We start from the raw sequence: 17,060 nt of genomic DNA on the forward strand, positions 1-17,060 counted from the left end.
TGCGGTCACAAGTATTCATTTAAAGGAAGATAATATGCTCAGTTTAATTGGTTTAATAGGCGGGTTATTGTTACTGATAGTGTTGACTATTCGTGGCATGAATCTGTTTATTGCCGCCCCTTTGTGTGCACTGATAGTGGCACTCACCAGTGGTATACCGGTGTTTATCGGTGAAGTAAATTTCGTTAACAACTATATGCAAGGCTTTTCTGGGTTTATTGCATCTTGGTTTTTTATGTTCTTGCTTGGCTCATTGTTTGGCAAATTCATGGAAGACACGGGCGCAGCAGATTCAGTGGCGCAATTTATTATCGCAAAACTAGGACGTAGCCAGGCGGTTGTCGCTGTTGTACTCGCATGCGCTATTTTAACCTACGGCGGCGTTAGCTTATTTGTTGTAGCGTTCTCTGTTTATCCTATGGCGTTAAGTCTATTTAAGGATGCCAACCTGCCCCGTCGCTTTATCCCCGCCGCTTTGGCCTTTGGGTCCGTCACGTTTACCATGACCTCAGCTGGTTCACCTGAAATTCAAAATTGGATCCCCATTAAATACCTAGGAACCTCACCGTTTGCCGCTTGGGAGGTTAGTTTAGTGGTTGCTCTATTCATGGCCGCATTTGGTTTTTGGTGGTTGCGCCGCATGATCAACAAGGCGCTGGCCAATGGTGAAACATTTGAACACTGGGACCAAGATCCTCAATTGACGGAACGTGCCTTACCTAGCCCTATCACTGGTTTAATTCCACTATTGGTTGTGCTCGTTTTATCCTTTTTACTGCATGACCGTCTTGGTCATTTAGCGTTGATCATTGCATTAGGTGGCGGTGTTTTAACCTTAATGATCATCAATTTTCGCTACTTCGTGAATATGCAAAACGCCATTACAGCAGGAACAACAGGTGCGTTAGTCGCTATTGGAAATACAGCTGCTGTGGTTGGGTTTGGCAGTATCGCTAAATCAACTGAGGCGTTTCAAGTTGCGGTTGAGGTGATGACCCACATCCCAGGGAATGAATTGATTGGTGCAGCGATTGCAATCAGTGTTATCGCGGGATTAACTGGTTCTGCATCAGGGGGCCAAGTCATCGCTTTACCTCTGCTCGCTCCCCACTACATCGACCAAGGTGTAAACCCTGAAGAGTTACATCGTGTGGTATCCATTTCATCTGGTGCATTAGACTCTTTGCCGCACAATGGTTATGTGGTGACGTTAATCCGCGCAATTTGTAATGAGACACATCAAAGGTCATATTGGTCCGTTGGGGCGTTAACCGTTGTGGTGCCATTGAGTGGTCTTATTCTGGCTATTGTCTTATTTAATATATTTTAATCGACACATTATTCACTAGAGAATGCATTTCATGTTTATAACACAGCTATTTCCAAAAGGGCTACTGGCCGCGGTAGCCCTACTCTTATCAGCTCAGCTAAACGCGGCTCAAAGCTATTCGCAAACAGGACAACTGGTCGAAAAACAGCGCTTTGAATTAGCGCGCTTTACCACCTTCGGCGGCAAAACAATAAAACAGTTACAGGTCGGTTGGGAAAGCTATGGCACATTGAATGAGGCCAAAGATAACGTGGTGCTAATCACTCACTATTTCAGCGCTACCTCCCATGCTGCAGGTAAATATCAACACGACGATGCCACACCTGGCTATTGGGATGCGATCATCGGACCGGGCAAAGCCATCGATACCGACAAGTACTTTGTCATCAGTGTTGATACCTTAGCGAACTTAAACGCCTACGATCCAAATGTGATCACCACGGGCCCTGCTTCTATCAACCCCGATACGGGTAAGCATTACGGCTTAACATTTCCTGTGGTGACCATACGAGACTTTGTTAATGTACAAAAGGCCTTGCTTGAATCATTAAGCATTGCAAAATTACATGCAGTGATCGGTGGCTCCATGGGCTCAATGCAGGCATTAGATTGGGCCACGGCTTATCCAGATTGGGTGCCGAGAATGATCTCTGTTATCGGCTCAGGGCAAAGTGATGCATGGACAACCGCCTTACTTGAGCAATGGGCTATCCCCATACAGCTGGATAAAAACTGGTCAAATGGGGATTACTACGATAAGACCCCACCAACCCAAGGCTTAACGTCAGCTTTGATGTTTATTACCCAAGATGCCCTGACCCCTGCCTTTTTTAATAAAACGGGTAGGAACTTAGCTTATTCCCCTCTTGAAAAAGGCCCATTAAATGACATTCGACAACAACATAGTATTGTTAAATGGTTAAAAGAACGCGCTCAAAGCCGAGCAAAACTGATGGATGCTAACCATCTATTGTATTTAGTGCGGGCCTCACAGCTTTATATAGCAGGCCATTCAGGAGACATGAAACAAGCGCTATCGTCAGTCAAAGCGAAAACGCTATTTCTGCCATCATTCAATGACTTGTTGTTGATGCCCTATTTAGCCAAAGACGCGGTAAATTCCTTAGAGCAACTCCATAAAAATACCAGCTATCGAGAATTAACTGGCGACCTAGGCCATCTCAATGGTGTCGTAGGTATCGAACAAGCGGCGTCAGACATCAGCGCATTCTTAGCTGACAAACAATAGATTTGTAAGAACAAAAAAGGATTATTATGACTTTCTCATTGTCGGAATTTACCCAGTTAAGTAAACGCAGTTCTCGCTGTTGTTTCCTTACAAAGGCAGTTAGCGCCGCTCTAACCCTGTCATTTAGTGGAATATTAAGTGCCTCAGCCGCTGCGCAACCTGTAAAAAGTGCTCAACAAGCAGCAGTTTTAGCAGATGACATTCGTTTTAATTTAAACTTGGATAAAATCACTTTATCTGGACTATCAAGCGGTGGCTATATGGCCACACAGTTTGAACTTGCGCATTCAGATTGGGTGTCTGGCGTCGGTATCATCGCCTCAGGCCCGTATTATTGTGCGCAAAACAGCATTCAAACGGCCTTGAGTCAATGCGTAAATCAAGTGAAGACACCGTTAGATTTAGCTCCCCTCACAGCGCAAATCAATAAATGGAGCAAGCAAGGTAAGCTACCGGATTTAACCAATCTAAAACAGCATAAAGTATGGATACTCAGTGGCATGCTAGACACTAAGGTGCTGCCTGAAATCAGCGATGCGCTTGTTACTCAGTATCAACAGTGGGTTGAACCGCAAAATATCAAGTACGTGCAAGATAAACCCTTTGCTCATTTATTCCCAACATTAGGCTCCGGTAATCAATGCAACGAATCAAAAACCCCCTTTATAGGGAACTGTGCCTATGATGCTGCGGGTGAACTACTTAGTTTTATTCTGCCCAATGTGCGTGCCCGTAGCCCAGAGCCAAAAGGAAAGCTTCACCAAATTGATCAACAGAAATTCGGCAGTGAACCTGCCAACACGTTAGCCAGTCAAGGATATCTGTATGTTCCCCAAGCGTGTCAACAAGGTGAAGTATGTACCGTGCATGTCAGCTTTCATGGCTGTAATCAAAATGCTGATGCGGTAGGAGACGCTTACGCCACACAGACAGGCCTAAACAATTGGGCAGATAGCAATCATATGTTGGTGCTCTACCCGCAAACGAAAAGTTCTATGATGATGCCGCTAAACCCACAAGGATGCTGGGATTGGTGGGGATACACTGGAGAGGATTACGCCAACAACCAAGGTCAGCAAATTCAAGCTGTTAGCAATATTATTCACGCATTAGCCAAAGAAGAGAGTAGCAATGAGTAATTCATTCCATCCTAAACATAAAACAGTCCTCATCACAGGTGGTGCCAGCGGTATTGGCTTAGGGATCGCCCAACAACTAGGCGCAAGTGGCCATAAAATTATCGTGGCAGATATGAATTTGGACGCTGCTGAACATGCCGCTGCTGAACTAGGGGCACAAGGCATAAGTGCTCGCGCGCTATTGCTTGATGTAACGAACCCTCAACAGATAGCGAGCCTGCCAGATACCTTGCTACCTGACACAGTCGATGTACTCGTTAACAATGCGGGTATACAACATGTGTCTAAACTTGAAGACTTTCCGGCGGATAAATGGCAACAGCTAATCAATATCATGCTGGTGGCACCCGCTATGTTGACCCAAGTTTTACTGCCTTCAATGCGCGAAAAGAACTACGGCCGTATTATCAACATTGGCTCGGTGCACTCCGTCATTGCCTCCCCGTTTAAATCGGCCTATGTGGCTGCAAAACATGGCTTATTGGGTTTTTCTAAGACTATTGCACTAGAAACGGGGGATTGCGACGTCACAATTAATACCCTGTGCCCGGCCTATGTCAAAACCCCATTGGTCGAAAAACAAATCGCCGCCCAAGCTAAAGAGCATGGTATGAGTGAAGAAGACGTAATCAATAAAATCATGCTCGAACCTATGCCGAAAAAGTCATTCATCGACATAGACGAGCTTGCCAGTAGTGCCGCATTTTTAATGGATAACAGCGCCCGTAATATCACCGGGCAAACTATCGTTATCGACGGCGGCTGGACAGCGCGTTAGTTTGTGAAAAAAAGAGCTAGGTTTAACTCACAGTTATCTATATAGGCAGCCGAGGTATATTCGTGGCTCTTTTTCTATCCTAATTTCTCCTTAATTCGTTCCTTAATTTATATCCTATTTTTTGTTCTCTCGAGCGTGAAACTTTCAGTTGAAGGTGTCGGTGTCCTGATACATTAGCCGTCAAGAAAATTTACAATAATTTTACATTACTCGTTTAATATATTTTAGTACCCACCTAATATGTTGATTTTAAACATCTTCTTATTATTGGCCCACTTGTTGCTGAATTGTAAGCGAAGCACCCACACCAGTAATCGAACAGCGTTATGAAGTAAGTTTTTAGCTTAATTTAAAGGAACACGCGATGAGTAGATCTACGAACACCTTAGTAAAATATGTAAAAGGCTTGATGTATGCAGTAGCTTCCACATTTATAATCAGCTCCCCCGCCCATGTAAGTTACGCTTCAATCGTGACGTCAGGATGTGTTAATAACAACAGCTGTACGCTACAGGAATTAGTCGACGGCGGCAGTATAAATATTGACGATATTGTATTTAACAATTGGCAAGAAATAGAAAATTTTTTGTATGAGTTAGACGCGAACGATGACGAAGTAGAAGACTTTATTAATCTATCTGACATATTTGTATTTGGCATCGACGCGGTAGCGACCGCCAACCCAAATGAATACATTTTGGGATTGCAATTTAGCTCTGAAATCGCGTGGACCTTGCCCCAACAAAGTAACGATATTCAAGAAGCCGAATTAGAGCTTGATGTCGACTACGATGTAACGGCATCAAATGGCGCATTGATCACCGCTGCCGAATTATTGCTCGGCAATAGAGTCCTTGAATCTGACGACGCTTTCGTTGAAGTCAATCTAGATTCAAGCGCTGGGCTTAATTTACAAGTGTATGACGAATTTATCGCACCGGATTTTGATGCCGTGGAATCAGACAGTGACACGTTTGCCACCGGACTTACAGATCTTACGCTCACCTCCAATGTGCAAGCGGGCACTTTTGAGTCAGGTAGTCTGTCGCTATTTGATTTTAGTCTCAATTTAACCGTTCAAGCACTACCGACTGATCCCGAGCCCGAGCCTGTTCCTACACCAGGGAACTTTCTATTCATGGTCTTAGGCATCTCACTACTCGCGTTTAACAAAAAACGAAAGCCTACCTCAAATTCTTAATGTACAACGGCGGCCTTACCTTTATTTGACCGCCGTGATCCACACCTCAGCAGATTTGCTCAAATCATATGTAGACGATTTTGAACTGACGTAGCTGCCTGTCAAAACATACATTTAAAAGGACAACCCATGTCTAAAAAACGAAACAGAAACTTGGGCGCATGTGTTTTAGGCGGAATGGTATTATCCGCGAGCCTGCACCTACCCAAAGTACACGCTAGTGTAAATCCTTACATTGGCGACATCATGCTATTTGCTGGTAATTTTTGCCCCAGAGGCTGGGCCAACGCAGATGGACAGCTATTACCTATTAACAGTAATGATGCGTTATTTTCACTTTATGGCACAACGTATGGTGGAGATGGTCGCACGACATTTGCCTTACCTGATTTAAGAAACCGTGTCCCGGTGGGTTCAGGCCAGGGCTCTGGATTGACTACAAGAAATCTCGGTCAAAAAGGAGGGAGTTATTCTCTTACCTTAACTGCAAATAATTTAGCTGGGCATAGCCACACAGCTACCACCACGAGCAACATTATGAGCAGTGATTTACCCGGTACAACCTCTGACCCAGTTGGTACCGTTATGGCAAACGATGGAGGAGACGACGTGTATATCACTAATGAAACTCCTGATGCGACCATGGCGACATCAGCTATTACCTCGCAGACCACTATAGAGCCATCACTTGGTAATTCATCCATCACGGTCGATGCTCAACAACCCTATACCACCATTCGCTATTGTGTCGCGCTATTGGGCATATTCCCATCAAGACCTTAACAGGGCTGCCAAAGAGGACTGTAAAATGACAATTAATCAAAATATATACAAGGTTTCACTTGGGTTAACCACCGCGGTGGCGATTAATATGAGTGTTGCAACCAACGTAATGGCGAATGAACCATTTATAGCTGAAATTCGTCAGTTCCCTTACACCTTTTGCCCCCGCGGCTGGGCCGATGCAAACGGCCAGCTGTTGCCAATCTCACAATACACCGCCCTTTTTTCACTTATCGGTACCATATATGGCGGAGATGGTCGAACAACTATGGGGCTTCCTAATTTGCAGGGTCGAGTGGTAAAACACACAGGCAATGGTCCTGGCATTGGTCGCACGGCACAAGGGCAAACGGGTGGAGCAGAAACATTCACCTTAAATGCGCTACCCAGCCATAGTCACACTGCCAGTACCGAAACTATAGTCAATGTTTCTACTGCTGATGGCAATTCACCATCACCTGATGGGACGCATTTTGCTGATGATGGACGAGACCGAATTTACAATGCTGAAGCCCCAGATGTACAGCTAAGCGAGCATGCAGTGGCATCCGTGACGCAATTAAGTGCCACAGGAAGTAATTCACCCGCCCCGATTAACAGAGCACAGCCTAATATCGCAATGCGTTACTGCATCGCCTTAGTCGGCTTGTACCCAAGCAGAAGCTAAGGAAAAATTATGAACAGTTATATACAAGCAAGCTCCAAACGAATTGCCGCCGTTAGCCTGATGACCTTAGCTGCTGTGGTGACTATGTTGTGGCCAAACAAAAGTCAGGCAAATGCTGATCCCATGCTAGGCGAAGTCCAATACGTTGGGTTTACTTTTTGCCCTCGAGGATGGACACAAGCTAATGGACAACTTTTACCAATAAACCAGTATCAAGCCCTTTACTCCCTCCTTGGCACTAACTACGGTGGTGATGGTAGAACGTCATTTGGTCTACCTGATTATCGGGGGCGAACACCAATTGGATTAACTGGTGGCAACATTAATTTGGGTCAAAAAGGGGGTAGTGAAAGCATCACGCTGATCACAGACAATCTGCCAACCCATACTCATTTTGCAACAACAGTATCCACCTTGCATGCTTCTAGCGCACGTGGACGACTAGCTTCACCTGATATGGCTGTATTAGCAGATGATGGGGCCGATCGGGTATATAACAATGAGGCACCCGATGTCTCAATGGCTGACGATGCACTCACCTCGACCACCTCTATTGGCCCTGCAGGAAATCACCTAATCAACAATATGCAGCCTTACCAAGTGTTGACTGCATGTATTGCGTTGCAAGGACTATTTCCCTCTAGGAATTAGTTTCAATACTAGTATGGTTCCAAAGAGATAAGGCCAGATACCACGAACCATGGGTATCTGGCCTTCACATTTTCGGCCTGCTTCAGGCTTAAGTCATATTACCGTAAATCAAAGCGATCTAAGGTCATGACTTTAGTCCACGCTTTAACAAAATCATCCACAAATTGTTGATGAGCATCATCAGATGCATACACCTCAGCGACTGCTCTTAGCTCTGAATTAGAGCCAAATATCAAGTCCACTGAGGAGGCGGACCAACGTTGTTTGTTGCTTTTGCGATCTATTCCTATATAGAGATCTTGTTTGTCTTTCGCCTTTTCCCAGCGCGTTGACATGTCGAGTAAATTAACAAAAAAATCGTTATTTAAGGTTCCGGGATTATCTGTCAGTACGCCCCTATCACTACCATCGGCATTGGTATTCATAACCCTTAAACCAGCCATTAATACGCTCATTTCAGGAACGGACAAATCTAGGGTATTTGCTTTGTCCACCAACATCTCAACCGGTGATAAGGTATTTCCCTGAGCGTAGTAGTTTCTAAATCCATCTGCTTTTGGCTCCAGTACTGCGAATGATCCCACTTCTGTTTGAGCCTGGGTTGCATCGCTGCGCCCGGGTATAAAGGGTACTTCAACGTCGAAGTCATTTTTACTCGCGGCGTGTTCAATGGCCGCTGCACCGCCAAGCACAATTAGATCCGCTAACGATACTTGTTTATTACCGCTTTGCCCGTCATTGAAGTCTTTTTTCACCTTGTTGAGGAACGTTAAAACCGTGTTCAATTCGTCCGGATCATTAACTTCCCAGTCCTTTTGTGGGGTAAGTTGAATACGAGCGCCGTTCGCACCCCCGCGCATATCTGTCGCTCTGAAACTGGCCGCAGCCGCCCATGCTGTTTTGACTAATTGAGCAGGCGTAACATCGCCATCCAGTAATTTCGTCTTTAGGTGTTGGATGTCACGTTTATCAATTAACGCATAGTCCACGCTAGGAATAGGGTCTTGCCATAAGAAGTCGTCCGTTGGGGCTTCATCACCTACGTAACGCGCGCGAGGGCCCATATCTCTATGGGTTAATTTAAACCATGCTTTAGAAAACGCTAACTCAAATTCCTTAGGATTCGCATGAAAGCGCTCAGCGATTTTTCTGTACTGAGGATCCTCTTTCAGCGCTAAATCGGTCGTAAACATAATGGGCGCATGGCGCTTGGATTTGACATGTGCATCAGGCACCAAATTCGCACCCGCATTACCTTTAGGGATCCACTGAGTCGCTCCCGCGGGGCTTTGGGTTTTAACCCATTCAAACCCAAATAGATTATCTAAATATTGCATGGTCCATTGAGTTGGGCTGACAGACCAAGCCCCTTCCAAGCCGCTAGTAATGGTGTCTTCTGCATTGCCTTTTCCGCACTTGTTTTTCCAGCCTAAACCTTGCTCTTCTATTGCTGCTCCTGCTGGCGCAGGATCTAAGCATTCATCTGGTTTGTGCGCACCGTGGGCTTTCCCAAACGTGTGGCCCCCAGCGATGAGTGCCACCGTTTCTTCGTCATTCATGGCCATGCGTGCGAACACATCACGAATATCGGCAGCCGCTGAAATAGGGTCGTGATTACCATTTGGCCCCTCAGGATTAACGTAAATTAGGCCCATTTGCACAGCAGCCAGAGGCTCCTCTAATTTTCGCTCACCAGAATAACGCTCATTCCCCCCTAACCATTCTTTTTCTGGCCCCCAGTACACCAAATCTGGTTCAAAGTCGTCTTCTCGACCGCCGGCGAATCCATAAATAGTAAAGCCCATAGACTCCATCGCTACATTTCCGGTTAGCACCATCAAATCAGCCCAGGACAAACTGCGACCGTATTTTTGTTTAATTGGCCACAGCAAACGCCTTGCTTTATCAAGACTAACATTGTCCGGCCAGCTATTGAGTGGCTCGAACCGCTGTTGGCCACCTGCCCCGCCCCCGCGTCCATCTGACATGCGATAGGTACCAGTACTGTGCCACGCCATTCGCACAAAGAACGGTCCGTAATGGCCATAGTCTGCTGGCCACCAATCTTGGGATGAGGTTAATAGTGCTTTAATATCGCTTTTCACAATCGCCAAATCTAACGTTTTAAATGCGTCTGCATAATTAAAGTCTCCGCCCAAGGGGTTCGATTTCGCATCATTCTGCCTAAGCGGCTGCAAGTTCAGTTGCTCTGGCCACCAGAATGTATTGGTCTTAGGCATACCATCGGCTAGCGCACTCTGGCTGATGCACAATGAGGCTATTGCCAAAGATACGGCGCTAAGAAGGCGATTTGAGGTTTTTCTAGCAATGCAGTTTGAACGTTTATTTACTCTAGGTAACATGCTGATGTCCTTTAGATTAGTCAATTTGCTTAATGACTATAGGAGTCAACGTAAATTTATTGCAGACGGAAAAACAGATTGCTTCAATCTAAAATGTTAATCAATTGTGAATTAAATGTAATATGTGCAAGGGGGAGTAATCCACCAAAAATAGTCTCAAAATATCGCATTGCGTTAAACCGGCGTATACGTAATCATATCGACCATTCATATAAAAAGAGTTAAAAAATGTCTGCCGTTACCCTTAACTTCACCTTAGAAAAAGAAACTAAAAACAGCGTTCGTTATAAAGAAGTGCCAGAAGAAGGCAAAGCCCCAGTGTTAGGCTCAGTCTATGTACAAAAATGGTACGCAGGCTCATCGAAAAACATTACCATCACGGTAGAGAAAAAAGACTAATTCACCTATCAGGCAAGCGACAAACGCTAGCCCGCTTTCAAACTTTGGATGTCTTCTATAAAGTAATTTAACGCTCTAGCTTCAATTAGCTTGATCTTGTTTTGTTGTGACTCGCTTAACATGTGGTACATGCTGGCGGCGCCGAAATCACCAAAGATAATGTTACCCTCATCGTCAACCAAGGTGTTATGGGCGTACAAATCGCCGTGACAGACTTGATTTCCATGTAGGTGCGAATACACCTCTTGCATCTGAGATATGATTTTATCAATGTGTCGTGGCGACAGTGAAAATCCTTCAGGGAAGGTATCCCGGGTGCAACTTTTTAGTGAGGGCGGCAATCCAAGGTTATGATAGTGTGGAGGAATTAACGCCAACACTAAAGCCAAACATTCTGGCTCAGTGACTTGAGCCAAGGGCTTTACTAAATTGGTATGTTGACCCACTTTTAAACACACCTGAAGTTCGTCTTTTGGGTAACCGTCACTGGTGACCTCTCCTTTAAACACCTTTACTGCGACTTCTTCGGGAAAATCAGTTGACGCAACCCAAGTTGCTTTTGAAATGACGCCAGATGCCCCTTGTCCCAACACGTTATGCAATTGGTAACTTGTAGATGATACATGAGGCACTGTGTCGATATGTAAATCTGCCGCAGAAAATGGGTTTCCCGCAAACGCAAACCAGGCCAATTTAGGTAAATCCAATAGTTGCTCTGGGCACTTGGCTAAATCATTCGCCGAAATCCGCAGTAACTCGAGATTGTGCAATTGGCTCATGTTCTCGGGTAATGTTTTCAGTTTGTTCCCTGCAAGCGCTAACTTTTGCATTCGAGGGCATTCACCTAACGTATTTGGCAATGATTCAATTTGATTGTCAGTTAAAATCAGCCAACGAAGTTTTTTGGGCAGTGAGTTCTCGGGAACATATTTAATGTTGTTGGCTTTAAAACCAATCATCTCAAGATTTTCACAAGCACCTAACACCTCAGGTAAAACTTCAAACCGGTTATTCGACGCAAAGATAATTTTAAGCTTTTTAAGCTTGGCGAGTGCTTTAGGTAATGAGCTTAATTTATTATTTGATAAATCAAGTACCTCCAACGTATCTGCTAAGGTCAAAATCGCTGAGGGAAATTCCGTGAGATTTTCAGACAAGGTAAGTTTTGATAGGCCAGCCAGCTGACCACTTTTGAGCTGCTTAAGTGTGTGCAATGTGAGAAACCCGATATAAAAAGTAAAGAGGCCTTACCTCGATTAACGCGGCGCTAGCCTACTGAAAACAAGACGAAAAAGATAGTTCCACTTTGAGGACAAACGTCAATTGAGGCTCATTAAAAAACAGCGCGGCTCGGCTGTACTTACTCTAAGGGTGATATAACATAAACTAATTCGCCCTGCTCCCTATTCATCACAACAACCTCTTGTAGCAACCATTGACCGGCTAAGTCAGTTGCATATACATACACCTCAGCTGAGGATTTATCGCCTTCAATGGAATAGTTCAAATTAGCCTTGCCACCTTCACCTGAATAGGTAATTTCACCTAACACAAAAAAGCCTGGCTCAGGGTTTTTACCGACCATAGAGATAACTTGCGGATGTTTTTTTACAGCCGTAACAGATAAATGGTACGCCTCCCCTTTCATCATGCTCATCAGTGACACAAATAACAAAGGGAAGATAACAAAAACAAGCACTAAAGCCGCATTACGCCACTTTTTCTGAGTGGCTTTAAAGTGGGCGACATCACGCCACATACGGTTTTGCCATGCCCACTCATTTCCCTTCGCCCCTAATACAAACATCATCACCAAGTTGACCCCGGGCACAAACATCAGCAAAGCAATAAACGTGCTGTTGCCGATACCCCAAATCCAATTTAGTAAAAAAGCCCCCCAGTTCCACCCTTTGATTTCTTCAGGCACCGTTGACGCTTTACCCATGCCTGACGTGTATGCTTGATCCATGTGCTTATGTTCCATTTCCTATCGTGTTCCCTTTTTCTTGCGACTAACAGCAGTTAGCTGTGGGTAAGCGCTTTTCTACAAAGCGTAAGATACTAAAAATACCATCGCTCTTTGACGAATAGTAGCCCGTGTTTCATTCAATAAAATTTCACACTTACACATCTACCTACTGATAGATATAGCAATAAAATATTGCTATAGTCACGATATTAAAAAATAAAGGGCTTAAACGTGGAACAGACAAAAGTCATTATTATTGGTGGTGGTTTATCAGGCTTGTATACAGCGACCAAGCTTGAGGCTTTGCGTATACCTTACGTTTTGCTTGAAGCGAAAAGCCAGCTTGGGGGGCGTATTAGCGCAGTCCCCTCGACAGATATTGACCGCAATGCTGGTGATTTTACTGCTAATGTTACAATTAGCCATGACATGGGCCCAACTTGGATATTCCCACATCAACACAAAATTCAGACCTTGGTGCGAGAATTAGGGCTTGAATTGTTTGAGCAATACACAGCGGGAGATGTGCTTTTTCAGGCGCCTAGCAGTACGACGGCTAGACAAATTTCTGGTGCGGGCGCGATGCAATTGTTTCGTGTTAAAGGCGGTATGTACCAATTGATCAACGCACTTAGTGCAGCATGTGATGAAACAGAATCTAAACATCAAATTAAACTGGACCACTGCGTGAGCAGTATTACGCGCAACGAAGAAAATGGACTGTGGGCTATTTCAGGCCACCATACTAACCAAACTCAATCGAACGAACATAGCGCGCTTGAATATGTACAGCCTACAAATTTAGCTCACCCCCTACAGCGCTTTGATTACAGCGCGTCACACTTAGTACTCGCGTTACCGCCGCGTATTATACAGCGTGATTTGGCCGCAAAAATATGGGGTTCGACTTTACTTAATCAGCGCTTAAGTACAGTGCAAACATGGATGGGGGCCCAGGCAAAGTTTGTGGCCACCTACTCTAAGCCGTTTTGGCGTGACAAAGGTCTTTCTGGCCAAGCGTTTAGTCAAGTCGGCCCTATGATAGAAATGCATGATGCCAGCGCAACCGAAAATACCAGCTTTGGAATTTTTGGGTTCATTGGTGTTCCCGCAAGACAGCGCAATCAACTAGGTGAAAATCAGCTCAAACAAGCTTGCCTCGACCAACTCGCATTTTTCTATGGTGAAAATGCTTACAGTGTGACGGACTGTTATCTAAAAGATTGGGCAAATGATCCGTTTTGCGCTACCGAGCGAGACATTAATGAATCATCTAAGCACCCTGAATTCAATCAGCGAGGATTAGAAGACGAACTAAAAACACGTAAATTGTATCTCGCTGGCAGTGAATTTTCCGTGCAGGACGCGGGCTATTTAGAGGGCGCGCTGCATGCGGCCGACAAAGTCGTTTCTGACATTAGTAAAGCACTGCGCACACCCCTTAATTAGCCCTGATAGCGCAGGGAGTTGATAGCGCTGCGCAAAAAACGTTCCTTGTTTTGGTAAACCCTCATTATCTGGCTAAAAGCGAGCAGTTAAAGTTAAATGCACTAAATATTGGATGGAATAACATTCAAGCTTGTAAAAGCCATTATTCGGTTTGTTCTGGCTCTTCGGCTTGTGCAGCCGCTTCAAGTTTTGCGCGCTCGGCCTTAGACACATAGCCTGATTTCTTTTTACCACTGTTTTTAGCGGCAACGGCCTTCACACGTTTTTTGTGGATTTGAGTGAGCTTTTTCTTTCTATTCATGTTTAATCTTTGTATTCGTCTAAGTGTTTATGATTTTCTGTTTAACGGCCAAAATGGTGTCGTCAAACATCAATTAAAGGGAGCAATTAACACGCGAAGCGCGCGATGTGAGTACATTGTACCTGATCAGTTGCGACCTGTTACCTTTCTTTCGTTATTGTCGTTTTTCTTTATATGACTGAAAACTTAGTTTTCTTTGTATATTTTTTCTTAGTTTCATTAAAGCAGCAGAAAAGCTGTTAGTATGCGCGCGTTAACAGCGTAACCAACATTTAGCCCTCACGTTTTACACGTGTACTTAAATGTTAGCGCCATTTATTTCGCACATTTTTTACAGGTATACCATGACAGAGAAAACAACGAGAAACAGACGTATTCGTAAGAAACTTCATTTAGACGAATGGGCCATTCTTGGCTTTGAATTTAGCTGTAATTTGGCTGAAGCGTCAGAAGATGAATACGAGGCATTCTTCAACACTTTCGCGGATGTTGTAATAGACCAACACCTTTACATTACGCTAAACGACGAAAGCGAAACATTAGAAGGTTTCGTTACCTCTGCTGATCGTTACGGTAATGCGACAGAAGAAGACAAGACCGCTATCGAAGCATTTTTATATGGCCAGAACATCGCTAGCGATGTAAAAGTTGGCCCATTGGTTGATGCAATTTACGGTATCTAATAAGGATATTGAACAACGGCATCTCACAAAGATGATCGAGCGTTGCTGGTGTGTACTCTATTCACAGCAACGCAGTGTTCTTCTTTTACCTAAGGCACATAATTTCAGATCCCGAACGATCGCTTAGTCTGATTTTCATTGTATTGTGCAGAGCCTGACAATAACGCCTGCTGTGCTTCATGCTCGGCAGTTCTTTCACTCGCTTGCTCGACCAAGTCTTGCATCAATTGCGTTAATGCATCTATACGCTCGTTGATCACCTCCAGCCTTTGTTGCTGCGCTTCGTTTAGCGATTCTTTTTCTATCAGACTATCACGCTCTGACTCCAACGCTTCAAGTTCTGCTTTAAGTTCATCAAGTGTACGTTTATCTACCCCTAGCCTGTTCGCTAACAGATACTCAAAGGCCTCCTCACCAAACGTCGTCTCACGCTGCGGGGCGTCGTTGGCGTTAGTAGATTCGGTGATGCTATTTCGTTGCCTTGTTTGTTGATGTGATTGCTGATGTGATTGTTGAACAGCCAATTCAGCGGCAAATGCTTGCCCACTAGCGGAAGGTGTTTGCTTATTATCGCTATCATTGTCTGTTACTTTATCAACGTCATTCGTTCTTGCAGCATATTCGTTTTGCCATTTTTCGTACTCAAAACTGGTCACTATCATGGTTATTCACTCCTTCGGCCAATACGTTCGCGTCCAATGTGCCTAGACACAAACAAGGTTCGCTCAAACGATTAGCATATTCAGCGCCAACATGAGAGCTCATATCACCGCGACAAAAAAAGAAAGACACCCATTATAAAAATGGTCAATTTTCAAGGCTAATCTATACTTGATTTGTGTCTTATTTTGTCAGGTAAATGGACTATGCCTCAATCTCGAAAAAGCCAAATTAGTTTAATCGATACGCCTTATTACCATTGCGTGTCCCGCTGCGTTCGCCAATCTTATTTATGTGGTTCGAACCAGCTTACTGGGCAAAGTTACGAGCATCGCCGAGGCTGGGTAGAAGAGCGTTTATTATTTCTAGCAACAGTATTCGCAATAGACATTTGTGCCTATGCAGTCATGAATAATCACACGCATGTGGTGCTATGCGTAGATAAATCAATGGCGGATAAGTGGGATAGCGATGAAGTGTTGAGACGCTACCACAAGCTACACAGAGGCACATTGCTGACTCAGAAGTTTGTTAACGGCGATACGCTTAGCCAAGCAGAGCTAATCACCTTTGATGAAACCGTTGAAACCTATCGAAAACGTCTTTACGACATAAGCTGGTTTATGCGTGACTTGAATGAGTATATTGCTCGTCAAGCGAATAAAGAAGATGGCTGCACTGGTCGCTTCTGGGAAGGGCGATTCAAGTCCCAAGCACTACTAGATGAAAGTGCTGTGCTAGCGTGTATGGCGTATGTAGATTTAAATCCCATTCGCGCAAAAATGGCAAAAACACCTGAAACGTCAAAACACACCAGTATCAAAAAACGCATTCACGCCGTTAAAAACCAACAATCACAACCAGGCGTTTTAATGCCCTTTGTGAAAAATCATCGTGAAAATATGCCAAAAGGTATTGCGTATTCGCTCAAAGACTATTGTGAGCTCATTGATACCACAGGTCGGTGCATTCGTGATGACAAGGCGGGTCATATCAATAATACTCACAACCCTATTCTACAAAGATTGGGACTAGACTCTGCTCAGTGGTTAACCTTAACTACCGAGTTTGAAAAACACTTCTGCTACGCTGCTGGCGCGGAGCAAATGATGAATGCCTTTAAGCGCCATACTCATCATCAACGACTGCGGGGAATGACCAAAGCAAAAGCGTTGTTAAAACGCGCTTAAAACATTACAACTAACACATCTAATGCATCTCTTGTAGCGTTGGCGTTTGCCTGGAAATTGACCTTACGCACCGTTTCGTTTCTCAACGCTCTATATTCCGGTAAAAAATCCCCAATCATTAAACTCAAAATGTACTTTAACGCTTGTTGAGGGGGATTCCCCCTTCTAAGTAGGAGAGTTTTTATACGATTTTAAAGATGGCTGTCTTTGTTAATAGTTTTAAAGCTTGTAGAGTCTTTATTTGCTTA

General features: G+C 44.4%; 17 protein-coding genes. 12 read left to right on the top strand and 5 right to left on the bottom strand.

The window, feature by feature from the left end:
• The first annotated feature begins 34 nt into the window (after positions 1 to 34).
• The 8 genes from FX988_RS02860 to FX988_RS02895 all read left to right on the top strand — a co-directional run bounded on the left by FX988_RS02860 (position 35) and on the right by FX988_RS02895 (position 7,798).
• Positions 35 to 1,330 carry a GntP family permease gene (locus tag FX988_RS02860; RefSeq protein ID WP_160178250.1) on the top strand — a complete coding sequence of 432 codons (1,296 nt, stop codon included), beginning with the start codon at positions 35 to 37 and terminating at the stop codon, positions 1,328 to 1,330.
• Between the two features lie 31 nt (positions 1,331 to 1,361).
• Positions 1,362 to 2,579, top strand: a complete 1,218-nt coding sequence (locus FX988_RS02865) for an E22 family MetX-like putative esterase (RefSeq protein ID WP_160178251.1) — start codon at positions 1,362 to 1,364, stop codon at positions 2,577 to 2,579.
• Positions 2,580 to 2,605: 26 nt separating this feature from the next.
• Entirely contained in the window at positions 2,606 to 3,718 is a 1,113-nt protein-coding gene (locus FX988_RS02870; protein ID WP_160178252.1) for a PHB depolymerase family esterase, read from the top strand.
• Positions 3,711 to 4,496: a 3-hydroxybutyrate dehydrogenase gene (locus FX988_RS02875; protein ID WP_160178253.1), complete on the top strand. Its 786-nt coding sequence runs from the start codon at positions 3,711 to 3,713 to the stop codon at positions 4,494 to 4,496. Before FX988_RS02870 ends, FX988_RS02875 begins: the two co-directional genes overlap by 8 nt.
• Positions 4,497 to 4,860: 364 nt before the next feature.
• Complete coding sequence (locus FX988_RS02880; RefSeq protein ID WP_160178254.1) at positions 4,861 to 5,697, top strand: hypothetical protein; 837 nt, start codon at positions 4,861 to 4,863, stop codon at positions 5,695 to 5,697.
• Between the two features lie 129 nt (positions 5,698 to 5,826).
• On the top strand, positions 5,827 to 6,480 hold the full coding sequence (locus FX988_RS02885; protein ID WP_160178255.1) for a phage tail protein: 654 nt from the start codon (positions 5,827 to 5,829) through the stop codon (positions 6,478 to 6,480).
• 25 nt (positions 6,481 to 6,505) lie between these two features.
• Positions 6,506 to 7,147 (top strand): phage tail protein, encoded by a 642-nt coding sequence (locus tag FX988_RS02890; RefSeq protein WP_160178256.1) that lies wholly within the window; start codon positions 6,506 to 6,508, stop codon positions 7,145 to 7,147.
• 9 nt (positions 7,148 to 7,156) lie between these two features.
• Entirely contained in the window at positions 7,157 to 7,798 is a 642-nt protein-coding gene (locus FX988_RS02895) for a phage tail protein (protein ID WP_160178257.1), read from the top strand.
• 98 nt (positions 7,799 to 7,896) lie between these two features.
• On the opposite strand, the gene katG is transcribed toward FX988_RS02895, so the two are convergent.
• Entirely contained in the window at positions 7,897 to 10,161 is a 2,265-nt protein-coding gene (katG, locus tag FX988_RS02900) for a catalase/peroxidase HPI (RefSeq protein WP_160178258.1), read from the bottom strand.
• Positions 10,162 to 10,389: 228 nt separating this feature from the next.
• Here katG and FX988_RS21600 point away from each other — a divergent pair, with 228 nt between their 5' ends.
• On the top strand, positions 10,390 to 10,560 hold the full coding sequence (locus FX988_RS21600; protein WP_011574787.1) for a hypothetical protein: 171 nt from the start codon (positions 10,390 to 10,392) through the stop codon (positions 10,558 to 10,560).
• A gap of 26 nt (positions 10,561 to 10,586) precedes the next feature.
• Here FX988_RS21600 and FX988_RS02905 read toward each other — a convergent pair whose 3' ends face one another.
• Positions 10,587 to 11,774 carry a leucine-rich repeat-containing protein kinase family protein gene (locus FX988_RS02905; RefSeq protein WP_160178259.1) on the bottom strand — a complete coding sequence of 396 codons (1,188 nt, stop codon included), beginning with the start codon at positions 11,772 to 11,774 and terminating at the stop codon, positions 10,587 to 10,589.
• A gap of 146 nt (positions 11,775 to 11,920) precedes the next feature.
• Positions 11,921 to 12,544: a cytochrome c oxidase assembly factor Coa1 family protein gene (locus FX988_RS02910; RefSeq protein ID WP_254700704.1), complete on the bottom strand. Its 624-nt coding sequence runs from the start codon at positions 12,542 to 12,544 to the stop codon at positions 11,921 to 11,923.
• A 216-nt stretch (positions 12,545 to 12,760) separates the two neighbouring features.
• Here FX988_RS02910 and FX988_RS02915 point away from each other — a divergent pair, with 216 nt between their 5' ends.
• The gene (locus FX988_RS02915) at positions 12,761 to 13,978 is read left to right on the top strand and encodes a flavin monoamine oxidase family protein (protein ID WP_160178260.1); all 1,218 of its coding nucleotides are present in this window, start codon (positions 12,761 to 12,763) and stop codon (positions 13,976 to 13,978) included.
• Between the two features lie 142 nt (positions 13,979 to 14,120).
• Here FX988_RS02915 and FX988_RS02920 read toward each other — a convergent pair whose 3' ends face one another.
• Positions 14,121 to 14,279, bottom strand: a complete 159-nt coding sequence (locus tag FX988_RS02920; protein WP_160178261.1) for a DUF2986 domain-containing protein — start codon at positions 14,277 to 14,279, stop codon at positions 14,121 to 14,123.
• A 344-nt stretch (positions 14,280 to 14,623) separates the two neighbouring features.
• Between FX988_RS02920 and FX988_RS02925 the strand changes: the two genes are divergently transcribed.
• Positions 14,624 to 14,962: a YggL family protein gene (locus FX988_RS02925; RefSeq protein ID WP_160178262.1), complete on the top strand. Its 339-nt coding sequence runs from the start codon at positions 14,624 to 14,626 to the stop codon at positions 14,960 to 14,962.
• A 104-nt stretch (positions 14,963 to 15,066) separates the two neighbouring features.
• Here the strand turns inward: FX988_RS02925 and FX988_RS02930 are convergent, their stop codons facing one another.
• Positions 15,067 to 15,624, bottom strand: a complete 558-nt coding sequence (locus tag FX988_RS02930; protein ID WP_160178263.1) for a hypothetical protein — start codon at positions 15,622 to 15,624, stop codon at positions 15,067 to 15,069.
• Positions 15,625 to 15,828: 204 nt separating this feature from the next.
• Between FX988_RS02930 and FX988_RS02935 the strand changes: the two genes are divergently transcribed.
• The gene (locus FX988_RS02935) at positions 15,829 to 16,812 is read left to right on the top strand and encodes a transposase (protein ID WP_160178264.1); all 984 of its coding nucleotides are present in this window, start codon (positions 15,829 to 15,831) and stop codon (positions 16,810 to 16,812) included.
• The last annotated feature ends 248 nt before the right edge of the window (positions 16,813 to 17,060 follow it).

Source organism: Paraglaciecola mesophila, assembly GCF_009906955.1.
In the GTDB taxonomy this organism is placed as follows: domain Bacteria; phylum Pseudomonadota; class Gammaproteobacteria; order Enterobacterales; family Alteromonadaceae; genus Paraglaciecola; species Paraglaciecola mesophila_A.